This window comes from Quyinboa sediminis (assembly GCF_042219855.1).
Lineage (GTDB): Bacteria > Bacteroidota > Bacteroidia > Bacteroidales > UBA5342 > JBHJHP01.
This window is the reverse complement of sequence record NZ_JBHJHP010000001.1, coordinates 451,939-467,332: the sequence shown is the minus strand read 5'-3', so window position 1 is coordinate 467,332 and position 15,394 is coordinate 451,939. Positions and strand designations below refer to the sequence as shown.

General features: G+C 31.2%; 12 protein-coding genes. 1 reads left to right on the top strand and 11 read right to left on the bottom strand.

Annotated features, from left to right (window positions below; translation table 11 throughout):
• Positions 1 to 11 precede the first annotated feature (11 nt).
• The 11 genes from ACE1EF_RS01945 to ACE1EF_RS01895 form a co-directional block, all read right to left on the bottom strand.
• Positions 12 to 941, bottom strand: coding sequence for a putative phage abortive infection protein (locus tag ACE1EF_RS01945; protein WP_375718921.1), 930 nt, complete (start codon positions 939 to 941; stop codon positions 12 to 14).
• Positions 931 to 2,793: a P-loop NTPase fold protein gene (locus ACE1EF_RS01940; protein WP_375718920.1), complete on the bottom strand. Its 1,863-nt coding sequence runs from the start codon at positions 2,791 to 2,793 to the stop codon at positions 931 to 933. The genes ACE1EF_RS01945 and ACE1EF_RS01940 overlap by 11 nt, the downstream gene beginning before the upstream one ends.
• Before the next feature lie 31 nt (positions 2,794 to 2,824).
• Positions 2,825 to 4,273 carry an ATP-dependent nuclease gene (locus tag ACE1EF_RS01935; protein ID WP_375718919.1) on the bottom strand — a complete coding sequence of 483 codons (1,449 nt, stop codon included), beginning with the start codon at positions 4,271 to 4,273 and terminating at the stop codon, positions 2,825 to 2,827.
• A 5-nt stretch (positions 4,274 to 4,278) separates the two neighbouring features.
• A complete protein-coding gene (locus ACE1EF_RS01930) occupies positions 4,279 to 5,364 on the bottom strand; it encodes a restriction endonuclease subunit S (protein ID WP_375718918.1) in 1,086 nt (361 codons plus the stop codon).
• Positions 5,365 to 5,367: 3 nt separating this feature from the next.
• Entirely contained in the window at positions 5,368 to 6,309 is a 942-nt protein-coding gene (locus ACE1EF_RS01925; protein WP_375718917.1) for a PGN_0703 family putative restriction endonuclease, read from the bottom strand.
• Positions 6,281 to 7,249, bottom strand: a complete 969-nt coding sequence (locus tag ACE1EF_RS01920) for a hypothetical protein (protein WP_375718916.1) — start codon at positions 7,247 to 7,249, stop codon at positions 6,281 to 6,283. The genes ACE1EF_RS01925 and ACE1EF_RS01920 overlap by 29 nt, the downstream gene beginning before the upstream one ends.
• On the bottom strand, positions 7,250 to 8,821 hold the full coding sequence (locus tag ACE1EF_RS01915) for a type I restriction-modification system subunit M (RefSeq protein ID WP_375718915.1): 1,572 nt from the start codon (positions 8,819 to 8,821) through the stop codon (positions 7,250 to 7,252).
• 1,458 nt (positions 8,822 to 10,279) lie between these two features.
• A complete protein-coding gene (locus tag ACE1EF_RS01910) occupies positions 10,280 to 11,242 on the bottom strand; it encodes a DUF6371 domain-containing protein (RefSeq protein WP_375718914.1) in 963 nt (320 codons plus the stop codon).
• Positions 11,243 to 11,304: 62 nt separating this feature from the next.
• Positions 11,305 to 12,360 (bottom strand): AAA family ATPase, encoded by a 1,056-nt coding sequence (locus ACE1EF_RS01905; protein WP_375718913.1) that lies wholly within the window; start codon positions 12,358 to 12,360, stop codon positions 11,305 to 11,307.
• Positions 12,353 to 12,631, bottom strand: coding sequence for a helix-turn-helix domain-containing protein (locus ACE1EF_RS01900; RefSeq protein WP_375718912.1), 279 nt, complete (start codon positions 12,629 to 12,631; stop codon positions 12,353 to 12,355). Before ACE1EF_RS01900 ends, ACE1EF_RS01905 begins: the two co-directional genes overlap by 8 nt.
• 162 nt (positions 12,632 to 12,793) lie before the next feature.
• Positions 12,794 to 13,720, bottom strand: coding sequence for a hypothetical protein (locus ACE1EF_RS01895; RefSeq protein WP_375718911.1), 927 nt, complete (start codon positions 13,718 to 13,720; stop codon positions 12,794 to 12,796).
• A gap of 480 nt (positions 13,721 to 14,200) precedes the next feature.
• Here ACE1EF_RS01895 and ACE1EF_RS01890 point away from each other — a divergent pair, with 480 nt between their 5' ends.
• Positions 14,201 to 15,391, top strand: a complete 1,191-nt coding sequence (locus ACE1EF_RS01890; protein ID WP_375718910.1) for a hypothetical protein — start codon at positions 14,201 to 14,203, stop codon at positions 15,389 to 15,391.
• The last annotated feature ends 3 nt before the right edge of the window (positions 15,392 to 15,394 follow it).

Sequence of the window (15,394 nt, the reverse complement as noted above, 5' to 3'; positions counted from 1 at the left end):
CTAAATGTCAATTAAAAGTATAAACTTTCTAACCTTTTTCTTTCTTCTGATTTTTTATCACCCATAAATTCATAATGAATGTTTGGATATTCAGTTTTGAAATCAGCACCATCAATTTGAATATATTCTTTAGGTATATTTTTTAATAAATTATATTTTGTAATTAATTGCTTATTCTGTTTATCCTTGCCTTTCTCCCAATCCAAACCCATTGATACTAATGAGTTTAAAAATAACAAATATTGCTCTTCAATATTTAATCTGACTCTTATTGACTTAATATATTGTTCTTTCTCTTTATATTTCAATATTGATTTGTTATCAATGTATGTAACAATTTGAAATAATTGTCTAAAATATTTTCCAAAATTTCCAAATGCCCCGTTAAATTCTATTCCTAAAGCTTTTATATATAAATTGAGTTGCGTAATTTCATCGACTTCAACGGAAATTCCTGTCAATCTCTCTGCCGTATATTCCGATGAACCATAAAAAAAATACAAATAACCTAACTTAACTTTTGTCTTACCATCCCAATTTTTAGATTCACTTATGTTGTATTCATCAACGATCTTTACAAAGTTTTTGATGTTTTTGATATAAAAATTAAATATGTCCTTATCGATATTTTTAAGCTCTTCAACATTTTTATCGTGTAGTTTTATTAACTCAAAAAATCTACTTTCAATTTGTTCTTTCTCGTGAAAATCAACTTGATTTTTATATGTGAAATAAACAAAAATAACCCCTGCAATTGCAAACAATGTACCAATAACACCTCCAAAGAAAGCACCATATGTACCGAATGCATCATACTCAATTTGTGCATTTATATTTAAAGGATTTTCCCATGTCCAAATAATGATGAGAGCCGTAGACACCAATAATACAAAAAGTATAGTAGGCAATATAATTAACCAAATATTTATCTTATTCTTCATTCTGATTGATTTTATCGTCAGGGAAGGGGGATTTCATTAATATGCGCAAATGGTTTTTTAAAAACATTAATGGTACCTTACTCAACGGCTTTTCAGTTTCAAGATTTAGGTTGTTATCACTTATTAATAATTCGTATAAAGAATTAATAAAATCTTTTTCCAGGCTTAGCAATTGAGAAATAATACTACCATCATCAGCATATCTTTTTTCAATTGCGTTAAGAAAATTATTAGTTGTAGCTGCATTTGCATGAATTAAAATGTCATAGATTTCCTTTGCATTTTTTTTTATTAATCTTATATCCGATTCTTTATTGAGTAGGTTAAATATTTCATCATGATTGTTTTGAACAATTGCAGTATATAAATCTTTAAATTCTTTTGCTTCATTTAAACTCTCATTTATTTTACTAACATAATCTGCAAACTGATTATATCTTTTAGCATATTCACTTTTATCTTCCTTGCTCCATTGAATTTGAAAATGAAGGTTTTCAATATAATCCAACTCCCCACTTTTAGATGCTTTCTTTACCCCTTCTTTAAATTTTAGAGTAACTTCTTCATTAACTCTTATATCTTTAATTCTGAGTGATTCAAGCCAAATTAGTCTTTGATAAAGTCTTAAATATGTAGTTAAGTTAAACGTTCCTTTTTTTACTTCTTCAGTTATTATTTCTATTTTTTGATTGAGCTCTGAATCAGACAAATCAAACACATTCTCAAGTAAACTCACTATTCGACTTTCATTGTTACGTTTTTCTTTCTTTTTCAAAGCTTTGATCAAACTATAAACTTCATTTTTTAGCATTATGGTATCTAGATAACCACTTTTAATTAATCCAGCAATACTTAGAAAACGTTCAAATTGAATGTAATCGTCATAAAAATAGCTCTGCTGGATGCTTTCCAACTTATCAGAAAAATCACCTGAAGCTTTTTTATCCTCTTGTTCCAAATCTTCATCAATAGATTCAATAATCTCTTTATCATTCATCCAATTAAACAATATGTCTTTATTTAGGGCAATTGTGATTTTATCAAGTAATTCATGAGGAGTTCCTTTTTTTATTTCAATTGTATAAAAACAACAATAAGTAAGTATTAAACTAATAATTCTGTCCTGATATGAATTAAAACTAGGATCTTTATCTAGAACGTTAAGACATTGCTCATAAATTGATATTATAAAGAATAAAGTTCTCAAATTATAAGTATTACCTCTCTTAAACATTTCGACAATAATTGTTTCATCAAAATAACTAAGATGTGCTGAATTTATTTCTGGCAATTTATCTTTTAAAACCTCCCCTAACACTGGACTAAATGAATAAGTAAATCTAATATACTTCTCTTTAACAATCTTATAAGAAGAAAAATTATCATTTTTTTCTAAAACTTTCTCATTGCAAATGAAGAGACATTTTGTTTTATAATGTTCTAAAAATACATTTATAAAGCCCATTGCTGACTCTAAAAATTCTGGCTTAATTCTTTCTAAATCATCAAAACAAAGTACTAAATTCTCGGGGATATTAATATCAGGCCTTTTCGTATTATTAACTATTGATTCTATATAATCTGCTTCCTTCGCAATTGCTGACCTATTGTAGGAACTATAGAAAGGATTTATTTTTTGAAATATTAACTTCTCTAATTGTAAATCATTATTAAGGCCAATTAAACTAATATAAATAGGCCTCAGTTTTAGTAGCTTAAGTTTAGGGAAAAGCTCCTGAGTGAGAAAGTGTGTTTTCCCAATTCCCCATTCTCCCGTGACCATAACAGCAAAATCTGTAAAATCACTCTCAAAATAAGACTTTAGCGATTCAATTATTTTTGATTTTTCCATATTTTAGTTTCACTTTATCAGCAATAGTTTGTTATGTGTAACTGTTTAAAATTGAAATCATCGAATCAATAGAATTTTTCAACTCTTCGGATGAATAATTTAATGGTAACATTGTTGTATTCTCCGGATGATGAATTTTATTTCGGATAAAAGTCATTAAAGTTACATTCGATGTTGTACCTGCGACACCTCTATTTTCCCTAGTCCATGCTTTATTTTTAAGTATACCTTGACTTTCCAAATAATCATCAAAATCTGAGATACTCCAATTACTAGATAATTCTTGAAGCCTTCCATACAACTCATTGTGAAGTTCCACTGTTGGCATATCATAGGCCAGGTAATTTAGTTCACCCCAGGTTGGACTCCATGGGAAAAATCCCGGTGTTGAAATATTAAAAATTTGTGGACCATTGGTGCCCAACCTACAAATGAATATATTCATATTTCTAACAAATTCACTGGATAAAAAATATGGTGAGTGTGTTGCTAGAAATATTTGATTATTTCTTGATAGCTCAAGAAAAGCATTAAACAATTTTTCTTGTGCTTTGGGGTGAAGGCAGATTTCCGGTTCATCTATAAAAAGAAACAAAGGTTTCTCAAGCCCCGTATTTGTTTGATTTCTTAGGATTTCTGCATAAACTTGTAACATTGCCAGTGCAACGGCTCTCTGCATGCCGCTCCCTTTTTCATCCATAGATGTTACTGTACCATCATCAATATAAACCTTTACATTCTTAAAGAAACTTGTAGGAGCAACCGGTTCAAATTGGAATCGAATATTTCCATTTCCAAACTGATCCTGAAAAATACTCTGTGTTCTTTGTTCAATATCTCGAAGTTGTTGTTTCAAATTAGATGTATCATTATTGAAAGTTGTATCATACTGTTCTAAAAAGGTTTGGTATTCCGGATGCTCAGTAAATGAATTTAAAATTTCACCTATTAAATTTCCGGTAATAGTACTTGAACCGAATTTTGCTTCTTCGTTTGGATTAGTGTCGGCCCAAACAAAGTTTGTTTCAAACATACTCTTGATAGGAGCATCTATTCCCGCAACATTATCATAAATTCCTGCATCTGTGTTCCAAATATAAATCGGATTTTTATCTGCTGTAGATCTCATTAGTTTCAAATGTTCAATGTTATCAATTTGATATACTCGATTTCTAAACGCAGCTTTTTTATTATCCGGCGAAAATTGTTCTATCACACCGTCAATATCGCCACTGAAAACTATTTCAACACTTGCATCTTCATCTGGATACAATTTATTTACAATACTCGTTCTTGGCTTTGTCGTTTTATTCCTTAAGAAATCAAATGCTTCGAAAATAGTAGATTTTCCAGTATTATTCTCGCCAATTAAAATATTCAGCCCACTACCGAGATTCCCATTCGGGATTCCAAATCTTAACGGCATTAAGTTATTTCCAATGCTTTTAAAATATCTGGCAGATAATTCTTTTATGAACATATCTTTTAATTTTTTATAGTTGCAAGTTTTGAAAGAAGTAATACTATTAATTCTGATAACTTTTGGTTTTCTTTCTCAAGATTTTCCCTGTGTTCAAATAATTTCATTATTGTATTATTAAAGTCGTTTAAAATATTCTGCCTTGGCAAAATAACATCAATGTCTTTTAGGAAAGCCGTTGTCATACTTGGAACTGCTGAACCTTGATTTAATGCGTCAAAATCAAGTTGTTTAAGAATAAAAAATGCATAATATCCATTTGATTCATTTTTAAAAATTGAATAGAACATTGTATCCACACACCAGAAAGGTTGATTGACAAACATTACATTACTTAGTGTTCCTTTTCTTGGTATTAGAACGCTTGGTTTTGTGTAAAGTGCTTTACTGACTTTTCCCATTAAACCACCTGAACCATAAAGTGGGATATTCCCTTCTTCTAGATGTGAATAAGCCTTTCCATATTTTACTTCTAGTAAATCAGGTAATTTTCCAATGTTCCAATCTACTGGCAAATTCTCCATATTAATTTCATCCACAAACCACTGCTTATAAATAGCCTGTGCCGTTTCTTCCAGTTTTTGGATAAGCTGGTTATTTAGTTCAATTCTGTTTTTAACGGTATTGTATTCTGCAACTATTTGGCGTTGTTTTTCGATGGAGGGGATTGGTAATTGCAAATTACAAAATGCATCCCAGGAAAGGCCACCCCGAACATCTGCATCCGTATAAAACCATGCATTACGATCAAATTCCTTACGGGAAAACCACATCATCAGATATTCAGGAGCAAGAACAGAAGTATTTACAATTTCAAATACATCATACGCAGGTGAAACCATAAATGGTTTAATATTGTCGGATAAGGCAACTGGAATTCTGTAATCCCTACCAACATGCATACGATTACAGGCAAACTGTCCTTGCTTAACAACTTTATAACGGGATAAATCCGTTCCTACGACATTTGCAACCGAAGGCATAAAATACTTATCTATGTTAATACCAAGAAGCTCAGTTGCTTTTAAATCTGAATTCCTTTCTTTTACAAGCTTTATATAATCACCTATTTGTTTATAGTTTGATCTCATATATTAATAACGTAGTTTCAAATAATTATATAATTCTGAATAAGCTGGCAATAAGGATAATAAATTCAATATATTATTCTTATCCACTACCTTAAATTTGTTCTGATCTGCCAAACAAGATCTCCAGGTTGTTTCGAGGTTACTCTGACTGAAAGAATATACATTTTCAAGTAAATCTTCATTTTCCGGGTACACAACAAGTACATGCATGTATTCATCCGCAAGCCCCTCCCTAATCATCTGTTCCACTAAAAGCGTTTGCCGCATTAGTTCATAAAAGGGTTCATAGTAATATACCGAATCAGCAAGGTTTGAAAATGTTTTTAATTGATCTGATACTGTAATTAAATGATTGTAACGTTTTTGTCTCGTCTTTCCCTTTCTATATTCCAATGCTTTATTTACCCCATCCAAATAACTCTCAGAATATTTCCATTCGATTGGGATAAGCACTTTTTTATCCATTCGTTGAGCAATTACAAAGGCATCAATTGAAGTACAGAACTTACCTCTTTTGGAACCTTTGTCATTTTCATTTAAAAGTTTCTCATTTTTATAAGTATATTCAAATGAAATAAAACCTGGTTCCTTATCAATATTGCTGGGAACGATCTTCTTTATTTTGGGATCAAAAATCTGTACCAACTTTAAAACAGCATCATAATCTTCGCGTAATGCAAATAAATAATTCAAACACTGAACTTGTGAAGATACCATATGATCAGTGGGTCCAACAGCATCTTCTTTATATTTCCACCATTCAATATTATTCAGATCAAAGTAATGACAAACGTTTTCAACAATACCAACATAAAAGTTATCAGTTCCATTTAAGAGAAGATGTTTATTCCCTTTTAAACCAACTCTTTTTCTAAAGTTAGTTTGAACTTCGCTTTGATGCAACTGGTAGTCAGTCTTAATATATGTCTTTGAATAATAACTCATTATTTTGTAGGGAATAATACCGCATTTCAAACTTTATTCCTGCTTCATTTTCATTAAGTAACTTCAAACAATCTTTATTAAAAAGGGGATGTATTTCGTCAACCAAGAAATAACCTTCTATTCTTTGGATCTTCTTTGCCGGATCTTCGTATAGTTTATCAGCACTTCTGAATTCTCTTATTTTACCAGGTATCCCAATATTATTTAAAATAAAAACATCATGCATTACTTCGGTGTAAAACAATAATTCAGTTATGATCCCGATTTTCTTATTCTTGTATTTTAATTCAAAAATAAAAAGGTCATTATTTTTGTTTATACCCCAGATATCAATCGCACTGCTTCTACCGGTAAAGAAGTTATTTCCATCCCTTTTTACCCCAACTGGCAACTGATGATCAACCACACTGAGGTTAAACTTTTGTTTTATACAATCCCTATTTTGATTAGCATACTCAATTTTAGCCTCATTTGAACTTTTATCTGTTGTAAAACCAGACTGACTTAGTGGGACATTAATAATTAACTTACTAAGTTGTTCCTTAAAATTCTTTATTTCTGCTTCATAATGGTTCTCAACATGGAACCATTTAAAAAGAGCACTAAATTTAATGACCCTGTATAAAAACCTGTTATAATGTTGTTGTTGATTTTGGGTTATGTTTGCCGGACGATCCCATTTCAAAAAGACCTTATCTATTTTATCTTCAAGATGAAGCTTTAAGCATATACTCCATCCTTCAAATGCGGCTCTGTCTGTTTGCATATTTCCCAGACAGCAATACTGCGTTCCTTCTTTAGTTTTAAAAGAACCAAGTTTTATTACCAGGTTTCCACCAACTAACGAAAACTCAAGATCCCTTGGTAATCTTAGTCCATGGATATTTATCTTTGTTTTTAACAAATCAACAATCCTATTTTTATCATCAGGTTCGGCCATTTAATCTAAATTAATCTCATAACCTAAATCTTTAAATACTTTCAACAGTTCAATTTTTGATTCCTCTTCTTTTTTCAGCAATTCTTTAAATTCACTTTGCAAGGATTTCATTTTATCATCAAAATCAATGTTCTCATCCCTGTTTACAAACTCAATGTATTTGCTTGGCACTAAAGAATAATCCTTTGATCTTATTTCTTCAATGTTGGCAGAATAGCAATATTCAGGTTTATCCTCGTAATCAGAGTCTTCCTGCTGCCATGAATGATAGGTTTTTGCAACCTGTTTAATATGATCCGAGCTGAATTGAATATATTTTTTTTCAAACGGCTCTCCGATTTCTCTCAGATCCATAAATAATACTTCATCTTCCCGTTCCCTGTAATGCCTTTCTAAATCTGGGAAATTTACAATATGTGCTTTCTTGTTGTTATTAAGAATCCAGAGTGTTACACTGATATTGGTGGTATAAAACATATTTTGTGGTAAAACCAGTATAGCTTCAACGAGTTTGTTTTCAATCAACTTTTTTCTGATTTTATATTCGTCACCACCACTACTTAATGAACCATTTGCCAAAATAAAGCCTGCAACTCCGTTTTGAGATAATTTTGAGACCATATTCAGAATCCATCCGTAATTTGCATTTCCGGCTGGGGGAACTTCATAACCGCTCCATCTTGGATCATCAATTAATTCATTAGCTGCCCTCCAGTCTTTTTGATTAAAGGGAGGATTAGCCATAATATAATCTGCCTTAAGGTCCGGATGCTGATCCTTTGCAAAGGTATCGGCAGGAACAGCTCCAAGATTGGCATTAATTCCCCGGATGGCAAGATTCATCTTAGCCAGTTTATAGGTCGTAGCGGTGTATTCCTGTCCGTATATAGAAATCTCCCGTTTATTGCCGTGATGGCTTTCTATAAATTTTATGGATTGCACAAACATACCACCGGAGCCACAGGCGGGATCATAAATAATCCCTTTGTACGGCTCAATCATTTCAGCAATCAGATTTACAATAGTTTTAGGTGTATAGAATTCTCCTTTGCCTTTCCCTTCAGCCAATGCAAATTTTGAAAGAAAATATTCATAAACCCGACCGACAATATCCTGTTCCTTATCTTTTAAAGTGTGAATATCATTTATTGTATCGAGCAAAGCAGCCAGTTTGCTCACATCCATGTTTAACCTGGAAAAATAGTTATCGGGTAAGGCACCTTTTAAGGACGAATTATTCTTCTCAACCGTATGCAAGGCTGTGTCAATTTTCAGGGCAATGTCATCCTGCTTGGCATGTTTGATGATATAACTCCATCGGGATAGTTCGGGAAGAAAAAATACATTTTTCATGGTGTAGAATTCCGTCATATCCAGGTACTTTTCCTTCCCCTCTTTTATAAGTTCAGCACGACGTTCTTCAAACTTATCGCTGGCAAACTTCAGAAAAATCAAGCTTAGCACCACATGCTTATATTCCGACGATTCTACTGTTCCCCTTAATTTGTTCGCAGAGTCCCACAGGACTTCTTCCATACTCTTCTGCTTACCGTTTCCGTTTTTCTTAGCCATTAATTATTGAGAAATTTATACATCAATTATATTAAGTCAGGGTCCTTCAATAAAAACAGGACTACCAAAGATAATAAAAATTGAACCTGATTGTCATTTGTATATGCCATATACAGTAAAGTTTTTGTATGCGAATACTGTGAGATACGTTAACATGATTACCGTATTACTCGTGTATCCGTTTTGCCGTTTTTCTTAATATGGGCGTACTACCGAAGTATATTTTAGCCGAATACAGTATATTGGCGTACTACAGGCATAGTACAAAACCCGAATACTGGAATACCACCGTAATACAGAAACGTATATTTAGCGTATACTGGAATACGAGCGTAGTACGAGCGTAGTACCGGCGTATATTTTTCGCGTATTTCGTAGTACCAACGTAGTAAAGCCGTAGTCAAGGCGTAGTAAGACCGTAGTCAAAATCGGGAATACCGTAGTAAAGGCGTAGTCAAAGCGTAGTAAGAGCGTAGTAAGAGCGAATACGTTTTGCCCTGATTTCCATCATTTAAAAAACTTTTTAAGAATATGGCCGTATATTTTAATAAATACCATAATACGAGGGTATCCGTTTTACTGAATACCAGAATACGGGCGTATTACCAATGTACTACAGGCGTATATTTTTTACTGTATACCGTAATACATGCGTATACATTTCTGCGAATACCGTATTACAAGTGTACTATAACCGTATATTTTAAGCGTATACCGTAATACATACGTATACAACTGTATTACGAACGTATACGGATTGAATCAAAAAAATTTAGACAGTGTCCCTAAAATGGTCATAAACGAAAATTATATATACAGGTTGTATGTGGCAAAGAATTTGTTTGTATGCTGTTTCTGTTATAAATATAAATCGAATACCTTTTTCATAACTATTAAAAAGTTCTACAAAGACAGTGTCAATTTATTTCAGAGTTTACAACTATACTTAATATGTTTTCGGAATAATTCAGAATTCATAAAAAAATTGCAGGAGTTTTCAGAATATAACTGTATTCGTCAAAAAATGACAGATAGATTCAGAATATTTCTAATGGTTACAGTTTTTCAATATATTATTAATGATTACAAAAAATATTATTTCAGTTTAATGACAAATGTTTTCGCAAGTAGACAAATGCATTAAAACTTTTAAATATGAAATAAAGCGGTTTAAAATTCTATAGTCTTGAATAACATTAACCTTTTAATATGATTATTCATTTTGTAATTAATACCACATTATTATTAATTTATTAAGGAATAATGATTGATTAATTAACCACTTATTATGTATTCATTAATGGTTAATGATTGAATAATGATTGGATAATTAACAATTAATAATTTAATGTATATGAACACATTAACTACATTAATACTAACAATATTATAGAAACCGTGTATTTTTAATCAAAATATCAGTTATGATGTTATTACCGGATGGGATAAGAAAGAAGCCTAATCTTGAACCAAATCAAATTTCTGTATCAGATTACTCAGAATAGGATTAATATTAATCATTTCATTTACGTCTGTATCGATTTTATTTTTGGTAATTCTAAATTTAATAATGTAATCTGCTAAATCAAATCCATTTTGTTTATCATGAATAGTTGCATTTTTCTCAAGCAAATCTGAAATCGTGATGTCATATCCAATTTTTTTTAGTTGTTCTTTCTTATATCTCCACTTTTCAAATGCACCAAGATCCGGATATAAAATAATTTTTCTACCCTTAAATGGCAGCATGCGTTTTGTATTAAGGTTTGAAATTCCCCCTGTGGCTACCCACATGCAGGTATTTACCGTTCCAGCCATCATGATAGCCGTTTTTTCGCTTTCCACTATTGAAACCGGTTTTTCAGGGAATATTCGTAGCAAATGTTCGCCAAAAAAATGTAGCTCAGGTTTCTGGTCTTTTTTACCGAGTTCTGAATGAACTGAGGATATATGAGGGAATGGATCTTTGACACGTTTTCCGGTCATAGGATCATGTAAAAGTATTTTGCCCTGTCCAACTATACCTTGTGCGTTAATTTGCCAATAAATGGTTGCTCCGGGCCATTTTTTTGACGTTCCTAACTGATACAATTCAATCAGCTTATTTACATCTTTGGCAGAAAATATTTTATTTAGGAAAATGACCAGGTTATTTTGATTATAAGAGGATAGTGATCTTTTAAAAGTCTCGTCGTCTATATAAAAAAGAGGTTTGGATTTGGATTTAGTTTTTGTACATACGGATATATAATCGGATTGTGGATGATTTTGGTATCCACATTCTATCTCCCTGTCACACCGTCCATATTCACTGGGTAAATATTGCCCTGTATCATTATTCCTATAGCGAACAAAACGCGTCTTCAGGCATGAGGGACATTCAAACTTCTTTGATGATTTATCAAGTGAGTATTTAAACATAACTAAATGTCACGGATGTAACAGCCGTAACACTTAAAATTATGTTACGGCTGTTACGGTTGTTACTTTTTAAAATTTCTATCCTTAACTCTCTTAACTCTCATCCTGTTGGTACCAACCTCATCAGCTATTTTCTGATTAGACCACTCAGGATGTTCTTTTGCTAAAAACAAAATCTGATTCTCCATCTCAACCTTGTCATCCTCAGAAGGTATTTTCAAGTGGTTAGATTCTGAATCAATATTTTGGAAAATAAACTCAAGGAAGTTGTATTCTTTGTCAATGATGAACACTGCAACATTATCAGAACCAAATTGATACTCAGAATTACGGGATTTTATCTGTTTAACGTATCTGAAGTATTCATCCTGGCAACTCTTTCCGACACCAATAATACTGTCTGAGAAATTGCTTAAAAATTTCGAGCCATTAATGTCATTACTGGTCAACGGCTTACTATCATCCCTTTTTGGAGTATGAGCTAAGACCATAATAGATACTCCATATTCTTTATTTATCCATTTTAGTTTTTGCATAATAGGCTGAATATTCTTTGATTTCTCGATCTCTCTGGTTATGTATGTAAGGTTGTCAATAATAACAATATCAATATGGTTAGAAACAATCTGTTGAATTATTGTTTTACTGATCTCTTCTTCTAAAGGCAACTCACTATTTAAAAGAAATTCATCGAGATTGAGTTCTGCGCGGAAAAAATTTTCATTAAACTCATAATGATTAGTATAATCGTAACTGTACCTGTTTTCAAATTGTTTGCTACTCATTTCAAAATCGCAGTACAGAACCTTAAATTTTTCGCATTTCTCCATAAAAGGTATAAATGCTTTCCCCTTAGTCAAAGAATCAGCCATTTGTACTGCGAAAACAGATTTTCCAAGATTAGTATCGGCAAAAAGAATAGCCAGTTCACTCTGATACCACAAACAGCCTAAAAGCTGTTTGGGTATCGGTTGTTTAGAGGCATGGTCCATCCATTCTTTTGCCTTTCTAATATCTAAAATCTTATTTTCACTTTCATCACCAGTATACTTTGCTATGTCCCTTTTTAAATCAGTAAGATTTATTTCTCCTGTTGGCATCTTGACAACTTTACCCATGATAGTTCTGATTTAAAAGGTTTTCAACATCAGAGGCTTTGTAATAAATCTTACCTCCAATTTTTGAGAACTGAATTTCAGATTTATCCCGCATATCCTGCAATTTTCTTCTACTCATATGTAAGAGTTCACATACTTCCTGGTTATCCAACCATTTATCAGTAAGAGGGTTTACGTTCTTCTGTCCCATGCTATCAATGGTTGACTGCAGCTGGTCTATTTTACCGATGATTTTGTTAAGGTCCTTCTCCTCGATTAATTTAAAATCCATAGTTTTAATTTTTATGATTAATACTGATGAATTCAAATCAGCGCTGAATAATGAATTCGAAGGTAAAACTAAGTACAGGGAAATATTTCTAATACTAATTAGTTAGAATTAGTTACATAATTAACTGATATACAAGGTATAAATATATATATACCAAGAAGACTATCTAAGTTTAGGATTATTTCTAAATTTTTCATCAAAAGCATTTTTGAAACCAGAAAACTTCACTTCCTCTGGTTTTTTCTCATTTTCAATATAAAACTTGCTATAAAGATCTTCTAATAATTCTTTTCTTGATTTATAGTCTTTCACATTTATAAATTTATTATCAATTATAGGGAGAAAGCTATTGACAAAATCGGATAAACTACCTTTCCACCTTATCTTGTTTTCCAAACTTGTAATTCCTAATTCGTCGATCTTTCTTTTTAGAATGTGAATTAAATAATCTACTTTAATACTAAGTAAATTATAAATCATAGCGTGTTCAGGATAATCAATTGCATCTTGATTGAATTCTTTTTCTGCAATTATTAATTCAGAATAACCTCTTATTAATTCATTCTTATCACCTGTAGCGATCAAGTCAATAGCACATTTTTCCAAATCGTCATAAATAATATTATATCTATGTTCTTTGAAAACAGAATCCGCCTCCTGTATTTTCGAATGAATTACCCGAATATACATTTTTAAGATTGTTACATCAGAGTCAAATTTATCTTTAAAAATATAATATGACTTATCTTCATGTGCTATCAAACGTCCTTCTTCCCTTTCATTGCGTAAATAATATATTCTTGCGATTTGACTAAACAAATCTAATTTAATCGGTAGATTTTTATTGCCATTTAAAAATTCATCGTAATAAGTTTTAAAGGTATCATTCCATGAATAACTAAGAGTAAATGAACCATTAAATTCATCTTCATTAAAATTTTCAATATCATTAAATTCAAAAATATAAATTGCATTATATGCTCTTGGGTCGTTTTTAATTGCTAATAAATTGTCATATTCATTTTTTAGGGAAGCTGGACCAAGATCTCCATATCGTATTTCAGTCAACATTTTTATTAAATTTCCCATGTGATCTATTTTTAGGTGTTATATTTTATTTCTTAAATAAATTCTTAAAAAATGCAATTTAGTAAAAAATGGGGCCAATTCGGGACCATAAATAAATTATCAACTGCATTTTACTGAGAATAAAAGAAATGTGAGATAGGGTTCGGGATTGAAGGTTAAAAAAACCTCCGGTGTTTGCCGGAGGTTTTTTCTTATTCTAATTATAATGGACTGATACCTTTTGTCGGTCAAATAATATAAAGAAGAGCTCTATCCACTGTTGCATAATATAAACATTAATATTGCAATTTATCTATCCTTACAACTTTCTTGCTTTGATTAAGATAAAACAACTAATGATAAATATAAAAGAGTTCACCTTTTTGTCGTAAATTGCTAAATTAGGATTATACAATAAACATATCAAAGTGAAATATATAGTTTAAATTATCAGCCTGATTAAATTACTCCTTTTATTAGTATATAATTATGATAGCTTTTATGAATACATTACTAACAAACATTATATCAATTTTGGGATTAATTGTAAGTACTATGACTATTTACCAAATAATTCACAATAGAAAGAAGCAAAGAAAGGAAGACTACGATGACAACTTTGTAAAAATAAGAAGAAATGTAGTTTCAAATAGACTAGGAATATATAGATTCAGGCTTAAATCAAAATTTTTGAGCAAAAAGTTTAAAATTGATGATTTACCATTATTATCTTTAAACAACAGCATTCTTAAAGAACCAGTCAATATTGATGAAATTAATCTTTCAATGGCATCAGACATAGAACCAAAATTAGGGAAATACAGAATAAGATTTGGCAGTTATGATAAATACTCTAGTGCTATTATGTCAAAAGACAAACCTAATTCGTTTTTCTCTGGACGGCAATATCGATTATTAGATGTAGACAAAAAGAATCTTATATTTTCTTGCGAGGAATATAAATACTTTGATAAAATAGATTTTGGGGCTTCTTTAGTTTATGAATCATCTAAAGATTTTAAAAAGAATAAAACACCTTTTTTTAGTAAATATAAAAAGATTATAAAAAAAATAGAAAAACCAAGTGACTATATCATTTTAACAGGAATAGACACTTTAACTTTGTTAATTAATAAAAATAACGATGTCCGAATGATAATGCACCTACGGGGTGAAGCTGAAACAGCCTATGCTAGTGGTACTTTTCATGTAATCCCAGCAGGTGAATTTCAGCCTTCTTGCTATCTTCCTTATTCATGGGAAGATGATTTCTCAATCACAAAAAACATAATGAGAGAGTTCTCTGAAGAGATTGAAAACAAGGAGGAATATAATGGAGAATCCGGAGTCCCCTTTAATTATAATCAGGAGCCTTTTATTTCTATGATTAATGCAAAGAGTGAAGGAAAGTTCAAATTGTATTATCTTGGAACTGGATTTGACGCCCTTTCATTGCAAGGTGAAATTTTAACTTGTGCAGTATTTGATGAAGATACATTTCATAAAATATTTCCCAATGTAATAACAAAGAATAAAGAAGGTGAAATTATGACAGATAGAAACAGATGGGGAAGACCTTTTGATAAAGAAGTTGAATCATACCTGAAAACAAATACATTGGCTGCTTGCGAGACAATTTTAAAACTTGTAAAAAGAAACCTTTCTTTTTTTGTAAGTGAGATTGTGCATTAATGT

Coding starts and splice junctions, on each gene's coding strand:
- ACE1EF_RS01905 (WP_375718913.1), bottom strand. CDS start 12,360: ATGGGTAAAGTTGTCAAGATGCCAACAGGAGAAATAAATCTTACTGAT.
- ACE1EF_RS01900 (WP_375718912.1), bottom strand. CDS start 12,631: ATGGATTTTAAATTAATCGAGGAGAAGGACCTTAACAAAATCATCGGT.
- ACE1EF_RS01890 (WP_375718910.1), top strand. CDS start 14,201: ATGAATACATTACTAACAAACATTATATCAATTTTGGGATTAATTGTA.
- ACE1EF_RS01945 (WP_375718921.1), bottom strand. CDS start 941: ATGAAGAATAAGATAAATATTTGGTTAATTATATTGCCTACTATACTT.
- ACE1EF_RS01915 (WP_375718915.1), bottom strand. CDS start 8,821: ATGGCTAAGAAAAACGGAAACGGTAAGCAGAAGAGTATGGAAGAAGTC.
- ACE1EF_RS01935 (WP_375718919.1), bottom strand. CDS start 4,273: ATGTTCATAAAAGAATTATCTGCCAGATATTTTAAAAGCATTGGAAAT.
- ACE1EF_RS01910 (WP_375718914.1), bottom strand. CDS start 11,242: ATGTTTAAATACTCACTTGATAAATCATCAAAGAAGTTTGAATGTCCC.
- ACE1EF_RS01925 (WP_375718917.1), bottom strand. CDS start 6,309: ATGAGTTATTATTCAAAGACATATATTAAGACTGACTACCAGTTGCAT.
- ACE1EF_RS01895 (WP_375718911.1), bottom strand. CDS start 13,720: ATGGGAAATTTAATAAAAATGTTGACTGAAATACGATATGGAGATCTT.
- ACE1EF_RS01920 (WP_375718916.1), bottom strand. CDS start 7,249: ATGGCCGAACCTGATGATAAAAATAGGATTGTTGATTTGTTAAAAACA.
- ACE1EF_RS01940 (WP_375718920.1), bottom strand. CDS start 2,793: ATGGAAAAATCAAAAATAATTGAATCGCTAAAGTCTTATTTTGAGAGT.
- ACE1EF_RS01930 (WP_375718918.1), bottom strand. CDS start 5,364: ATGAGATCAAACTATAAACAAATAGGTGATTATATAAAGCTTGTAAAA.